Here is a 13,043-nt window from a genome sequence, read left to right as displayed (position 1 = left end):
TTATTTATGAAACGAATGCACCGACTCGTTGCCTGAGCACATACGGGACTAAACAATGGGGAATTTCGGATGGAATCTCATATGATTCTATTCGAGGTTTCGACGTTTTGAAGGAGGGTTTTAAGTAATGATCGAGATTGAAAAACCAAAAATCGAAACGGTTGAAATCAGCGACGATGCCAAATTTGGTAAGTTTGTCGTAGAGCCGCTTGAGCGTGGATATGGTACAACTCTGGGTAACTCCTTACGTCGTATCCTCTTATCCTCACTCCCTGGTGCCGCTGTAACATCGATCCAGATAGATGGTGTACTGCACGAATTCTCGACAATCGAAGGCGTTGTGGAAGATGTTACAACGATAATCTTGCACATTAAAAAGCTTGCATTGAAAATCTACTCTGATGAAGAGAAGACGCTCGAAATTGATGTACAGGGTGAAGGAACTGTCACAGCAGCTGATATTACACACGACAGCGATGTTGAAATCCTTAATCCGGATCTTCATATCGCGACTCTTGGTGAGAATGCGAGTTTCCGAGTTCGCCTTACTGCACAAAGAGGACGTGGGTATACACCTGCTGATTCGAACAAAAGAGACGATCAGCCAATCGGCGTGATTCCGATCGATTCAATCTTTACACCAGTTTCTCGTTTATCTTATCAGGTAGAAAACACTCGTGTAGGCCAGGTTGCAAACTATGACAAACTTACACTTGATGTTTGGACTGACGGAAGCACTGGACCGAAGGAAGCAATTGCTCTCGGTTCTAAGATTTTAACTGAACACCTTAATATATTCGTTGGTTTAACTGACGAAGCTCAGCATGCTGAAATCATGGTTGAGAAAGAAGAGGATCAAAAGGAAAAAGTTCTTGAAATGACGATTGAGGAACTTGATCTTTCTGTCCGTTCTTACAACTGCTTGAAGCGTGCGGGCATTAACACGGTTCAAGAACTTGCGAACAAGACGGAAGAAGATATGATGAAAGTTCGCAACCTGGGACGCAAATCACTTGAAGAAGTGAAAGCGAAACTAGAAGAACTTGGACTCGGCCTTCGCAAAGACGATTGATCTAGTTTCCATGTGAACTAGGATTTTCGTGTGTTTTTTATTTAGAAACAGCATTCCATTAAAGGAGGGGACATCACATGTCATACAGAAAACTAGGACGTACGAGTTCACAGCGTAAAGCTATGCTTCGTGATCTTACAACAGATTTGATCATCAACGAAAGAATTGAAACAACTGAAACACGTGCGAAAGAACTTCGCTCTGTTGTTGAAAAGATGATCACTCTTGGTAAGCGCGGTGACTTGCATGCTCGTCGTCAAGCTGCTGCATACATTCGCAACGAGGTTGCAAATGAAGAAAATAACCAAGATGCACTTCAAAAATTATTCTCTGACATTGCAACTCGTTACGAGGAGCGCCAAGGCGGATACACACGTATTATGAAGCTTGGTCCTCGCCGTGGTGACGGTGCACCAATGGCAATCATCGAATTGGTTTAATCACATATTTTTGTGTATCTAAAGAAGGGCGGGACAGTTTCTAACTGGATCTATGCCCTTTTTTTAGATACCAGAACTTTTTATTATGAGACAGAAAAGCAGAGCTATAGCTGAGAGGAGGCCAGGCACCCGTGGATCAAAAACAGCTTATATCCGTAAAAGACATCTTATTTCGATACCGCAAAGATGCAGAAAGACCGGCGCTGGACGGTGTGAGTCTGGAGGTATACGAAGGAGAATGGCTTGCTATCGTAGGCCACAACGGTTCAGGGAAGTCGACTTTGGCCAGAGCGCTGAACGGACTGATTTTGCCTGAGGCCGGAGATATTGAAGTCGGCGGCATCAAACTGACTGAAGATACCGTGTGGGATGTGCGAAAAAAAATAGGGATGGTCTTTCAGAATCCCGATAACCAATTTGTCGGAACAACGGTTCGCGATGATGTGGCTTTTGGTTTAGAAAACAATGGTGTTCCGCGCGAAGAAATGATCGAGAGAGTAGATTGGGCTGTCAAACAAGTCAATATGCAGGATTTTCTTGATCAAGAGCCGCACCATCTCTCCGGAGGTCAAAAACAAAGAGTGGCGATCGCAGGGATTATTGCTGCGCGTCCTGATATTATGATTTTGGATGAAGCGACATCCATGCTTGACCCGATCGGGAGAGAAGAAGTCCTTGATACTGTCAGACGCTTAAAAGATCAGGGCACGGCCACCGTCATTTCGATTACACATGACCTGGAAGAAGCCGCAAGGGCGGACAGAATCATTGTAATGAACGGCGGCAGGAAGTATGCAGAAGGCCCGCCTGAAGAGATTTTTAAATTAAATGAAGACTTGGTTCGCATCGGTCTTGATTTGCCTTTCTCATTCCAGCTCAGCCTGCTTTTGAAAGAAAGCGGACTGGCGTTAACGAAAAACCATCTGACTCAGGAAGGGCTGGTGAATGAGCTGTGGACATTAAAATCAAAGATGTAGAACATCGCTATCAAATGAAAACACCGTTTGAACGGCTTGCTCTGTATGATATCAATATCGTGATAAAAGAGGGCAGCTATGTGGCCGTCATCGGACATACAGGGTCGGGCAAATCGACGCTCTTACAGCATTTAAACGGTTTGCTGAGACCTACTAAAGGGCAGCTGGAACTCGGCAGCACGATTTTGGCAGCCGGTAAAAAGAATAAAAAACTTAAGACTTTGCGGAAAAAAGTCGGAATCGTTTTCCAATTTCCCGAACATCAGCTGTTTGAGGAGACTGTGCTGAAGGACATCTCATTCGGACCGATGAATTTCGGTGTGAAAAAAGAAGACGCTGAACGAAAGGCGAAAGAGATGCTGGAGCTTGTGGGCCTCCCGGAAGACATTTTGGATCGTTCGCCGTTTGAGCTCAGCGGCGGTCAGATGCGCAGAGTGGCGATTGCGGGCGTTCTCGCGATGGAGCCGGAAGTGCTGGTTTTGGATGAACCGACGGCCGGCCTTGATCCCAGAGGGCGCCAGGACATTATGGACATGTTCTATGCGCTTCATAAGCGTGGGAACTTAACTACCATTCTCGTCACCCACAGTATGGAGGATGCTGCCCGCTATGCCGACGAGATGATCGTCATGCACAAAGGAACCATTAAAGCGACGGGAAGTCCGCGCGACTTGTTTGCAAAAGGTGAAGAGATGGCCGAAATGGGTCTGGATCTTCCTGAATCGGTGAAGTTTCAGAGACGGCTTGAAACGGCTCTCGGCGTCAAGTATGAGAAACCCATGCTGACCCTGCAGGATGCCGCCAGCGAAATTAAGGCTTTCTTTCAGGAGGAAAAGGACCAATGATGGACAGCATGATTATCGGAAAGTATGTTCCCGGTTCATCGCTTATTCACCGGTTGGACCCGCGAACAAAACTTGTCAGCATCTTTCTTTTTGTATGTATCGTCTTTTTGGCAAACAACGTGCAGACGTACGCTTTGCTCGGTTTATTTACATTTGGGGTGATCGCCTTAACGCGAGTGCCTTTCAGCTTTTTACTGAAGGGGCTTAAGCCGATTATCTGGATTGTGGCGTTTACGTTTTTACTGCACATCTTCATGACGCATGAAGGGTCTGTCATTTTTCAGCTTGGCTGGTTTAAAGTATATGAGGGCGGACTTGTACAGGGGATTTTTATCTCTCTCCGTTTCGTCTATCTCATCTTTATGACGACGCTGCTGACGCTGACGACAACGCCGATTGAAATAACGGATGGAATGGAGCGGCTCTTGAATCCATTTAAAAAGGTGAAGCTGCCCGTACACGAACTCGCGTTAATGATGTCGATTTCGCTGCGCTTTATCCCGACGCTGATGGAAGAGACGGATAAAATCATGAAGGCGCAAATGGCGAGGGGGGCGGATTTTACAAGCGGTCCGGTGAAAGACAGAATCAAAGCTGTTGTTCCGCTGCTTGTTCCGCTGTTTGTCAGCGCCTTTAAACGCGCGGAAGAGCTCGCGGTCGCCATGGAGGCGAGAGGCTACCAGGGCGGTGAGGGGAGAACGAAATACAGAAAGCTTGTCTGGACCGGAAAGGATACCGGAGCCATTCTGCTCATCATCGTATTAGCCGTATTATTGTTTTTCTTAAGAAGTTAGAGGTGCTGCTGAATGAGAATGAAATGTACCATTGCTTATGACGGGCATTTGTTTAACGGATATCAGGTTCAGCCTGGAAAACGGACCGTTCAAAGTGAATTGGAAAAGGCGCTCGCCGTCATCCACAAAACGGACGGCAGGGTGCCTGTCATCTCATCGGGCCGCACTGACAGCGATGTTCATGCTGCCGGGCAGGTCATTCATTTTGATACGCCGCTGTCCATTCCGGCTGAAAAATGGCCGTTTGCGCTCAATGCCCTGCTGCCTGATGATATTGCCGTCAAAACAGCAGAGATTGCGGATGATGGGTTCCATGCACGATTTAGCGCAGTCCAAAAGGAATATCGCTACTTTGTATATACGGAGAAACACCCGGACGTATTTAAACGACATTACGCTTACCATTTTGCATATCAGCTTAATGTGCAGAAAATGAGGGAAGCTTCAAGGCACCTCATCGGGACACATGATTTCACAAGTTTTTGCGCGGCTGATACCGCGGTTCAGGATAAAGTCAGAACAGTTTACGAACTGGATTGGACTGAGACCGGAGACGGTCTGCAAATGCGGATCACCGGAAACGGATTTCTGTATAATATGGTCAGAATCATTGCCGGAACGTTATTGGACACAGGAACTGGAAAATTTTCTCCTGATGATGTAAAAGCAATGCTGGAAGTGAAGGATCGCGAAGCCGCGGGGCGCACCGCACCGGGGCACGGGCTGTATTTATGGCGCGTTTGCTATGACAACTAAACCAGGTGTAACATTTTCTTGACAGAGTCTGCATAAAGTTATAAGATATCATATGGTATGTATTTCAACCCCACGATAAGCCCCGGAACTTATTGTGTTGTGAAATAGAACGTAACAGAAGTTTATGAAAAAATGACAGATCATTTAGGAGGGAATTAAATGCGTACAACACCTATGGCTAACGCAAGTACTATTGAACGCAAGTGGTTAGTTGTTGATGCAGCTGGCAAGACTTTAGGACGTCTTTCTACAGAAGTTGCATCTATCCTTCGCGGGAAACACAAACCGACTTACACACCGCACGTTGATACTGGAGATCATGTGATCATCATCAACGCTGAAAAAATCGAGTTAACTGGTAAAAAGTTAACTGATAAAATCTACTACCGTCACACAATGCACCCAGGCGGTCTGAAATCAAGAACTGCTCTTGAAATGCGTACAAACTACCCTGAGAAAATGCTTGAGCTTGCTATCAAAGGCATGCTTCCAAAAGGTTCTCTAGGTCGTCAAATGTTCAAAAAATTGAACGTATACCGTGGTTCTGAGCATCCACATGAAGCACAAAAACCTGAAGTTTACGAACTTCGCGGTTAATTAAAAAGGAGGTTACCAATTTGGCACAGGTTCAATATTACGGTACTGGCCGTCGTAAAAGTTCTGTAGCGCGTGTGCGCTTAGTTCCAGGAGAAGGTCGTATCGTCGTTAATAATCGTGAAATCAGCGAGCACATTCCATCTCCAGCTCTAATCGAAGATATCAAACAACCATTAACTTTAACTGAAACAGCTGGTACTTATGATGTTTTAGTAAACGTACATGGAGGCGGCTTATCTGGTCAAGCTGGAGCAATCCGTCATGGTATCGCTCGTGCTTTGCTTGAAGCAGATCCAGAATACCGTGCAACACTTAAACGTGCTGGTCTTCTGACTCGTGACGCTCGTATGAAAGAACGTAAAAAATACGGTCTTAAAGGCGCTCGTCGTGCACCTCAGTTCTCAAAACGTTAATCGTTTTGGATTGCAAAAACCACAACTTCTTGGTTGTGGTTTTTTTGTATTTTTTTCTCATATCGAAGAGGTTATCCAATGTTTTTCTAGAATTGTTTTGTTATACTCTATTCATTACCAATAAGGAGCGCAGTTATAATGAATAAGTTAGCCATACATAACAGCAAGGCATGGGATAAAAAAGTCGAAACGGGCAATGAATGGACGGTTGCGGTTGATTCCCATACGATTGGTGAAGCGAAAAAAGGCAATTGGAGCATCAGAATGACCCCTGGGAAAGACGTGCCGGAGGATTGGTTCCCATCCATAGACGGGTTGAAGGTTCTTTGTCTCGCTTCAGGAGGAGGACAGCAAGGCCCGGTGCTGGCTGCTGCAGGAGCTGATGTCACCGTCTTTGACAATTCGGAAAAGCAGCTTGCGCAAGACAGAATGGTTGCCGAACGGGATCACCTTACACTTCGGACTGTCAAAGGCAGCATGAATGATCTGAGCTGTTTTGATGATGAGTCATTTGATTTTATCGTGCATCCGGTATCGAATTGCTTTGTTGATTCAGTTCTTCCGGTATGGAAAGAAGCCTATCGCGTATTAAAAAAGGGCGGATCGTTAGTCTCCGGTTTTGTAAATCCCGTCGTGTTCTTATTTGATATGGATTTAGAGCAGGAGGGCGTCCTAAAAGTAAAGTATTCCATTCCGTTTTCGGATGAAAAAGATCTGAGCAAGAAAAAAGTACAGGAACTTATTGAGAATCATGAAGCATTTGAATTCGGCCATACGTTAGAGGATCAAATTAAAGGCCAGATTGACGCAGGCTTCATGGTTGCGGGCTTTTATGAGGACAAGGGCGGCCTCGTTCTGGATGAATACATTAATACATACTCCGTAACAAGAAGCATCAAAATATAAAAACAGCATCCCGTCACGGTGCTGTTTTTTTGCGGCTTTTTACTGCTGGCGGCTGATCACATTAGCTGAAACCGGTTCTATTCCAATTTCTCTGGCCCAAACCGACAGTTGTCCCATATGGTGAATCTCATGCGCAAGGATGTGGCGGAGAATATCATCTTTATGAAAGGTTTGGTCCATCCAGCCCGGCTTAACAAGATCCGTTCCTTTGCCGGAGACCGCTTGAATGACATCCTCCCGATACTGTTCAGAGAGCTTCCTGAGATCCTGTATGCTGGCATAATCAGACTCAGCATGCAAAACATCAGCTTTACCTAAAATGGCGCGAGCCCAGCTGATCTCGACATCAATGATATGAAATAAAGTCCGCAAGATGCTCTCCATTCCGCCCGTTCGGGATTTCGTCAGTTCCTCTCGGCTCAGCTTTTCACATATCGCAAGCCACTCATTACGCACCGTCCAATTGTATTGAAACAGCTTTCTCATAACGTCACCTCTGCTCTTTATTCTCCCAGTTAACATGAAACCCCTTCATTTGGGGGGATTTCCACTATCAACAAAGCATGCTTTTTCCTTATTCCTTTCAAAATAACAGTAAAAAGGAGAGTGAAATGGCAATGGCAGAGGTTTTATCTTTTTCAGACGTGAAACGGCAGAAGGATTATGAGCTTGAGAAAAACTTACTCAAGGAACTGTCACTGACGCAAATTATTCAATCCGTAAAAGCGTGTCTCACCCCCTTATTTCCCTTTTTTCAGGACGAAAACGGCATTCTCAGTGAAGGGTGCATAGATTTTGCAATCGAAGCGTATTTATTAGGCGGCCGGTTCGGCGTCTTTGGCTATTATGGCGAGTCCCTGCAGAGGGCAAACGCGCGTTCGGCTGAAGAAGAGGAAGAACTGACGGTCGATTTTTTTGAATATCTTTGCAATTGGACACATGAGCAATATTCTTCCGTAGAACAAAAAGTAATCTATGAAGCGTCCTGCCGGTTTATCAACAGCTGGTGGACGGAAGGATTCCTGCAAAGAGAAAAACAATGTAAGCTCCGCATGAGGTAATCATAATTTCTTCCCTTGTCCCATACTTATTAATAACGGGGACAAGCGGGAGGGAAAAGTATGAGAAAAAAACTGAAATGGCTCGGTTTTTTACTTGGCTTTATCATATTATTGTGTTTATTCCGGTTTCAATTTCATAATGATGATTCCTGGCGGCCGTGGAGCCTGCCGCTGAGCGGGAAAATCATCTATCTCGATCCGGGACACGGCGGACCGGACGGCGGCGCCACAGGAGGCAGTCATCTTGAAAAAGATATTACTCTTGAGGTGGCCTCCAGGGTGAGAGACTATTTACAGGAGCAAGGGGCTTTGGTCATCATGACGCGGGAGACGGATACCGACTTGGCGCCTGAAGGGACGAAAGGCTACAGCAGACGCAAAGCGGAAGACCTTAGAAAGCGTGTGGAACTCATCAACCGTTCAGAGGCGGAGCTTTATATCAGCATTCATCTGAACGCCATACCGTCACCGAGATGGAGCGGCGCCCAAAGTTTTTACTATGGAAAATACGAAGAGAATGAAAAAGTGGCAAAGTATATACAAGATGAACTGAGAATTAACCTGGAGAATACGACGAGAAAGGCGAAACGGATACACGGCATATACTTAATGCAGAATGTAACCAAACCGGGCGCGCTGGTGGAGATCGGATTTTTATCCAATCCGGCTGAAGCGAAAAGGCTCGGCCAGCCTAAATATCAGGATATCATCGCTTCTTCCGTGTATAAGGGCGTATTGAGATACTTCACAGAGAAAGGAGACCCTCCAGAGTAAGGAGGGTTTTTCGCCGATTCTATAATTAATATATGGTATAATACCACTTGAAAACGAATACACAAAGGGTGAGGGTTCGATGATAAGAGAAGATGAAGTTAGAAATATAATCGGAAAAATGCGCGAACCTTTTCTTCATAGACCGCTGGGAGAATTGGATGCCGTTAAGGAAGTAAAGATCAAGCCGGAAAAACGGCATGTCAGTGTGAAAATTGCATTGGCAAAAACGGGGACGGCTGAGCAAATGAGCATTCAGCAGGAAATGGTATCTATTCTGAAAGAAGCAGGAGCGGAAACTGTCGGTCTTCGGTTTGAAGAGCTGCCGGAAGAGACATTGGCGAAATTCAGCCAGCCGGCGTCCGAAAGCGAAACCTTGCTGAATAGGAAACATCCGCCGGTCTTTCTGGCAGTGGCAAGCGGAAAAGGCGGGGTCGGCAAATCAACGGTTTCCGTCAATCTGGCCATTTCTCTTGCTCGGCTCGGCAAAAAAGTCGGCCTGATCGATGCGGATATATACGGATTCAGCGTGCCTGACATGATGGGTATTACAGTTCGTCCGACAGTAGAAGGAGAAAAACTGCTTCCTGTCGAAAGATTTGGAGTAAAGGTCATGTCTATGGGCTTTTTCGTCGAAGAAAACGCTCCGGTTGTTTGGAGAGGGCCTATGCTCGGTAAGATGCTGAACAACTTCTTCCATGAGGTTGACTGGGGAGAGGTTGACTACATCGTTCTCGATCTGCCGCCGGGCACGGGGGATGTTGCGCTCGATGTACACACGATGCTTCCGAGCTGCAAAGAGATTATCGTATCAACGCCGCATCCTACGGCTGCATTTGTAGCGGCGAGAGCGGGTTCTATGGCGATTAAGACAGATCATGAAGTTGTAGGGGTCATTGAAAATATGGCTTACTATGAAAGTGCAAAAACCGGCGAGAAAGAATATGTGTTCGGCCAAGGCGGAGGGGATAAGCTTGCAGAGGAATTGCAGGTGCCGCTGCTTGGCAGAATTCCTTTAAAACAGCCTGATTGGGACAAAGACCAGTTTGCGCCTTCTGTTTATGACAGAAGCCATCCGATCGGAGAAATTTATATGGGGATCGCCCAAAAAGTTATTGAAAAAACAGCTGAATAAAAAAGGGGCCGGGATCAATACGGCCCGGCCTTTTATTAGCTTTCTTTTTCAGAGCTTGAAGCCGCTTTTTTCAGTTCATCCTCAAATTGCTTTTTGAAAAGCGGGCTGGAAAGTGTCTCTGTAATCACATCTTCTAAGTAACTGCGGAATTTTTGGCTTTTCACCAGCTCGTAGTATTTTTTATCCATGCCGGGGTCCTGCATGATCTGCATAAAACTTTTCTGATAATCAGGGTCTTTCATCAGTTTTTTTATGATTTTTTCGTGCTCGGGCTGAAGTGTCTTTGCAAAGCTCTCGGCGAACTTTGAGTCTTCGAAGATGGTTTTCCAGAACTCCGCCCCTTTTTTAGAGGTGAGGGTTTTCTCTATTGTGCCTTTAATGGCATTCTGATCAATCACCAATGCCTCATTCATCGCATCGTCATTTAATATTTCCTTAATTGCTTTTTTTCCATCATCTGTTTTTAATATATCGACAACCATTTTTTTAGTCTGGTCATAATCCATATCCGCTGCTTGGTCTTTTGGAGCGCAAGCTGTTACAGATAATACAACAAAACAGCTTATCAATAGCGTTTTGGCTTTTGACATGCGTAAGCTCCTTCCTTACTTGTTCTTACTTTTAATATGATTCACCGGAATGGATTTATACATAACAAAATATCGCTGAACGCGATTGTCAGGGGGATGAATAAGAGATGAAAAGCCGCGGGCTTGTTCGATTTTTCTTTTCGATTTTAGCTGTGGGCGCTCTTATTACAAGCGTCGTGGGATTTGCACTGAAGTGGGGGGAGTATAAGGGGTTCTTTCTGAATTTTGAGGCCGGTCAGATTTTCTCCGTTCTAATCTGGTTTATCGGAGTAGGCATGATCTTCAGTGTGATCAGTCAAATGGGATTTTTTGTATTTTTGACAGTGCACCGTTTTGCCCTTGAAATCCTCAGATCAAGCTCGCTTTGGAATCTGCTTCAGCTGTTTATCATTCTGTTTGTTGCTTTTGATTTAATGTATGTGAGATTTTTGTTTTTTGGTGAGCGGGATGACTCGATTGCAGGGTTTGTCTGGCTTCCGCTTGCCCTTCTTGCTGTCGGCCTGTTGACGGCATATATAAAACAAAAGCAGTCCTCAAAAAATACGTTCGTTTCATCGTTATTTTTAATGGTTGTTATTACAGCGCTTGAATGGGTTCCTGCGTTAAGGGTGAATAATGAGGACTGGCTTTATTTGATGCTGATTCCGCTGATGGGCTGCAACGCATTTCAGCTGTTAATGCTGCCGAAGTTTGCCCAGAGGTAGCCTATTTCACTTCTGATGACTTGACGTCAGTATTTGCGATCAGATCACCGACAGTCACGTTTTTAAGACCCTTTTGTTTTAAATTGTGAATGATGGCGGGGAGCGCTTCTTCCGTTTGCGTTGCTGAATCAGAGGCGTGCAGCAGAACAATGTCGCCGCCTTTTATATGACTGTTTACATTTTCAATGATTTTATCAGGGCCGGGATTTCTCCAATCCTGTGAGTTAATGCTGTAATGAACCACTGAATAGTGGTACTGCTGTGCAATGGTAAGAACCTTTTTATTAAATTGTCCGGTCGGCGGGCGGAGTAAATGAACATTCTTCACACCCATTTTCTTAAATGCTGTCTGGGCTCTGAGGATATCCTTCTTGATGTCTTGATCCTCTAGACTGGTATAGTTCTTATACGCATAGCCCATGCTTCCGATTTGATGCCCGTCTTTAATCATACGTTCGACTGTGTCCGGGTGCCGTTCCGCCCAAGAAGCTGACAGAAAAAAAGTGGCGTTTTTAATGCCGTTTGCCTTCAGCGCGTTCAGAATCGGAACCGCCTTTTCATCGCCCCAGCTGATATCGAATGTTAATGCCACTTCGTCTGATTTCGTCTCCCCTTTAGAAATCGCTTTTGGACCGTTATCGGTTAAAAATACAGGAAGGGGGACAGCTCTCTGTATATAAAAAAAGCTGGCTGCTGCAAATGCGGCAATAATAATAATAAGCAGCTGTTTTATCCTTTTGATGTGCCACACGTAGAAGTGGTTCACTGATGACGCCTCCTTATCTTGTCCATGCTTGATTACATCGTATGCCGCAGCGGAGATGAATATAACGAATTATAGTTTTAAAAAAAGATGAAAAAAACACTTGCTATATTTAGCGGGTGCATGGTATATTATTAAACGTCGCTGATGAACAGCAGACAACAACAAAAAGCTTCGAAAACGACTTGAAAAAAGTTGTTGACATAAAAGAAGCTGAGTGGTAAGATAATAAAGCTGCTTCAACAAGCGGTGATGATCTTTGAAAACTAAACAAGACAAAACGTACCTGTTAATTCAAAGTTTTAAATAAATCGCACAGCGATGTGCGTAGTCAGTCAAACTAAGGTCTGCACGATGCAGATCACACAGACGTTACTGCAGGATGCAGTGAACTTAGTCTGTGATCCATTTATCGGAGAGTTTGATCCTGGCTCAGGACGAACGCTGGCGGCGTGCCTAATACATGCAAGTCGAGCGGACAGATGGGAGCTTGCTCCCTGATGTTAGCGGCGGACGGGTGAGTAACACGTGGGTAACCTGCCTGTAAGACTGGGATAACTCCGGGAAACCGGGGCTAATACCGGATGCTTGTTTGAACCGCATGGTTCAAACATAAAAGGTGGCTTCGGCTACCACTTACAGATGGACCCGCGGCGCATTAGCTAGTTGGTGAGGTAACGGCTCACCAAGGCGACGATGCGTAGCCGACCTGAGAGGGTGATCGGCCACACTGGGACTGAGACACGGCCCAGACTCCTACGGGAGGCAGCAGTAGGGAATCTTCCGCAATGGACGAAAGTCTGACGGAGCAACGCCGCGTGAGTGATGAAGGTTTTCGGATCGTAAAGCTCTGTTGTTAGGGAAGAACAAGTGCCGTTCAAATAGGGCGGCACCTTGACGGTACCTAACCAGAAAGCCACGGCTAACTACGTGCCAGCAGCCGCGGTAATACGTAGGTGGCAAGCGTTGTCCGGAATTATTGGGCGTAAAGGGCTCGCAGGCGGTTTCTTAAGTCTGATGTGAAAGCCCCCGGCTCAACCGGGGAGGGTCATTGGAAACTGGGGAACTTGAGTGCAGAAGAGGAGAGTGGAATTCCACGTGTAGCGGTGAAATGCGTAGAGATGTGGAGGAACACCAGTGGCGAAGGCGACTCTCTGGTCTGTAACTGACGCTGAGGAGCGAAAGCGTGGGGAGCGAACAGGATTAGATACCCTGGTAG

The 13,043-nt window shown here is 45.7% G+C and carries 16 protein-coding genes and 1 rRNA gene (1 of these 17 only partly in view); 14 read left to right on the top strand and 3 right to left on the bottom strand.

What is annotated here, in order from left to right:
• Positions 1 to 127 precede the first annotated feature (127 nt).
• The 9 genes from AUL54_RS09900 to AUL54_RS09860 all read left to right on the top strand — a co-directional run bounded on the left by AUL54_RS09900 (position 128) and on the right by AUL54_RS09860 (position 6,800).
• A complete protein-coding gene (locus AUL54_RS09900; protein ID WP_003156549.1) occupies positions 128 to 1,072 on the top strand; it encodes a DNA-directed RNA polymerase subunit alpha in 945 nt (314 codons plus the stop codon).
• Positions 1,073 to 1,149: 77 nt separating this feature from the next.
• The gene (rplQ, locus tag AUL54_RS09895; RefSeq protein ID WP_003156550.1) at positions 1,150 to 1,512 is read left to right on the top strand and encodes a 50S ribosomal protein L17; all 363 of its coding nucleotides are present in this window, start codon (positions 1,150 to 1,152) and stop codon (positions 1,510 to 1,512) included.
• 131 nt (positions 1,513 to 1,643) lie between these two features.
• Positions 1,644 to 2,489, top strand: a complete 846-nt coding sequence (locus AUL54_RS09890) for an energy-coupling factor ABC transporter ATP-binding protein (protein WP_016935896.1) — start codon at positions 1,644 to 1,646, stop codon at positions 2,487 to 2,489.
• Positions 2,465 to 3,334: an energy-coupling factor ABC transporter ATP-binding protein gene (locus tag AUL54_RS09885; protein ID WP_060963742.1), complete on the top strand. Its 870-nt coding sequence runs from the start codon at positions 2,465 to 2,467 to the stop codon at positions 3,332 to 3,334. Before AUL54_RS09890 ends, AUL54_RS09885 begins: the two co-directional genes overlap by 25 nt.
• The gene (locus AUL54_RS09880; protein WP_060963741.1) at positions 3,331 to 4,128 is read left to right on the top strand and encodes an energy-coupling factor transporter transmembrane component T family protein; all 798 of its coding nucleotides are present in this window, start codon (positions 3,331 to 3,333) and stop codon (positions 4,126 to 4,128) included. Before AUL54_RS09885 ends, AUL54_RS09880 begins: the two co-directional genes overlap by 4 nt.
• Positions 4,129 to 4,140: 12 nt before the next feature.
• Positions 4,141 to 4,884 (top strand): tRNA pseudouridine(38-40) synthase TruA, encoded by a 744-nt coding sequence (gene truA / locus AUL54_RS09875; RefSeq protein ID WP_060963740.1) that lies wholly within the window; start codon positions 4,141 to 4,143, stop codon positions 4,882 to 4,884.
• A gap of 159 nt (positions 4,885 to 5,043) precedes the next feature.
• Complete coding sequence (gene rplM, locus AUL54_RS09870; protein WP_003156556.1) at positions 5,044 to 5,481, top strand: 50S ribosomal protein L13; 438 nt, start codon at positions 5,044 to 5,046, stop codon at positions 5,479 to 5,481.
• A gap of 20 nt (positions 5,482 to 5,501) precedes the next feature.
• Positions 5,502 to 5,894 (top strand): 30S ribosomal protein S9, encoded by a 393-nt coding sequence (gene rpsI / locus AUL54_RS09865; protein ID WP_003225846.1) that lies wholly within the window; start codon positions 5,502 to 5,504, stop codon positions 5,892 to 5,894.
• A gap of 138 nt (positions 5,895 to 6,032) precedes the next feature.
• Complete coding sequence (locus tag AUL54_RS09860; protein WP_060963739.1) at positions 6,033 to 6,800, top strand: class I SAM-dependent methyltransferase; 768 nt, start codon at positions 6,033 to 6,035, stop codon at positions 6,798 to 6,800.
• 39 nt (positions 6,801 to 6,839) lie between these two features.
• On the opposite strand, the gene AUL54_RS09855 is transcribed toward AUL54_RS09860, so the two are convergent.
• Entirely contained in the window at positions 6,840 to 7,286 is a 447-nt protein-coding gene (locus AUL54_RS09855; RefSeq protein WP_060963738.1) for a DinB family protein, read from the bottom strand.
• 131 nt (positions 7,287 to 7,417) lie between these two features.
• On the opposite strand from AUL54_RS09855, the gene AUL54_RS09850 reads away from it, so the two are divergent.
• From AUL54_RS09850 to AUL54_RS09840, 3 genes are all read left to right on the top strand, one after another.
• A complete protein-coding gene (locus AUL54_RS09850; RefSeq protein WP_060965082.1) occupies positions 7,418 to 7,861 on the top strand; it encodes a DUF2521 family protein in 444 nt (147 codons plus the stop codon).
• Between the two features lie 60 nt (positions 7,862 to 7,921).
• On the top strand, positions 7,922 to 8,635 hold the full coding sequence (gene cwlD, locus AUL54_RS09845) for an N-acetylmuramoyl-L-alanine amidase CwlD (RefSeq protein WP_016935889.1): 714 nt from the start codon (positions 7,922 to 7,924) through the stop codon (positions 8,633 to 8,635).
• 79 nt (positions 8,636 to 8,714) lie between these two features.
• Entirely contained in the window at positions 8,715 to 9,767 is a 1,053-nt protein-coding gene (locus AUL54_RS09840) for an Mrp/NBP35 family ATP-binding protein (RefSeq protein ID WP_060963737.1), read from the top strand.
• Positions 9,768 to 9,802: 35 nt separating this feature from the next.
• Here AUL54_RS09840 and gerD read toward each other — a convergent pair whose 3' ends face one another.
• A complete protein-coding gene (gerD, locus tag AUL54_RS09835; protein WP_016935887.1) occupies positions 9,803 to 10,357 on the bottom strand; it encodes a spore germination lipoprotein GerD in 555 nt (184 codons plus the stop codon).
• 107 nt (positions 10,358 to 10,464) lie between these two features.
• Between gerD and kbaA the strand changes: the two genes are divergently transcribed.
• Positions 10,465 to 11,061, top strand: a complete 597-nt coding sequence (gene kbaA, locus AUL54_RS09830) for a KinB-signaling pathway activation protein (RefSeq protein WP_007410420.1) — start codon at positions 10,465 to 10,467, stop codon at positions 11,059 to 11,061.
• A gap of 1 nt (position 11,062) precedes the next feature.
• Here kbaA and pdaB read toward each other — a convergent pair whose 3' ends face one another.
• Positions 11,063 to 11,827, bottom strand: coding sequence for a polysaccharide deacetylase family sporulation protein PdaB (gene pdaB / locus AUL54_RS09825; protein ID WP_045926996.1), 765 nt, complete (start codon positions 11,825 to 11,827; stop codon positions 11,063 to 11,065).
• A 406-nt stretch (positions 11,828 to 12,233) separates the two neighbouring features.
• Between pdaB and AUL54_RS09820 the strand changes: the two genes are divergently transcribed.
• Positions 12,234 to 13,043, top strand: a 16S ribosomal RNA gene (locus AUL54_RS09820); it runs 740 nt beyond the window's last position.

The organism is Bacillus sp. SDLI1, from assembly GCF_001553895.1.
Taxonomy (GTDB): Bacteria; Bacillota; Bacilli; order Bacillales; family Bacillaceae; genus Bacillus; species Bacillus siamensis.
This window is presented reverse-complemented; position numbering and strand designations above follow the sequence as displayed.

Excerpts from the sequence above, each read along its gene's own strand:
- AUL54_RS09900 (WP_003156549.1), top strand. The coding sequence starts at position 128 with ATGATCGAGATTGAAAAACCAAAAATCGAAACGGTTGAAATCAGCGAC.
- rplQ (WP_003156550.1), top strand. The coding sequence starts at position 1,150 with ATGTCATACAGAAAACTAGGACGTACGAGTTCACAGCGTAAAGCTATG.
- AUL54_RS09880 (WP_060963741.1), top strand. The coding sequence starts at position 3,331 with ATGATGGACAGCATGATTATCGGAAAGTATGTTCCCGGTTCATCGCTT.
- truA (WP_060963740.1), top strand. The coding sequence starts at position 4,141 with ATGAGAATGAAATGTACCATTGCTTATGACGGGCATTTGTTTAACGGA.
- rplM (WP_003156556.1), top strand. The coding sequence starts at position 5,044 with ATGCGTACAACACCTATGGCTAACGCAAGTACTATTGAACGCAAGTGG.
- AUL54_RS09860 (WP_060963739.1), top strand. The coding sequence starts at position 6,033 with ATGAATAAGTTAGCCATACATAACAGCAAGGCATGGGATAAAAAAGTC.
- AUL54_RS09855 (WP_060963738.1), bottom strand. The coding sequence starts at position 7,286 with ATGAGAAAGCTGTTTCAATACAATTGGACGGTGCGTAATGAGTGGCTT.
- AUL54_RS09850 (WP_060965082.1), top strand. The coding sequence starts at position 7,418 with ATGGCAGAGGTTTTATCTTTTTCAGACGTGAAACGGCAGAAGGATTAT.
- cwlD (WP_016935889.1), top strand. The coding sequence starts at position 7,922 with ATGAGAAAAAAACTGAAATGGCTCGGTTTTTTACTTGGCTTTATCATA.
- AUL54_RS09840 (WP_060963737.1), top strand. The coding sequence starts at position 8,715 with ATGATAAGAGAAGATGAAGTTAGAAATATAATCGGAAAAATGCGCGAA.
- gerD (WP_016935887.1), bottom strand. The coding sequence starts at position 10,357 with ATGTCAAAAGCCAAAACGCTATTGATAAGCTGTTTTGTTGTATTATCT.
- kbaA (WP_007410420.1), top strand. The coding sequence starts at position 10,465 with ATGAAAAGCCGCGGGCTTGTTCGATTTTTCTTTTCGATTTTAGCTGTG.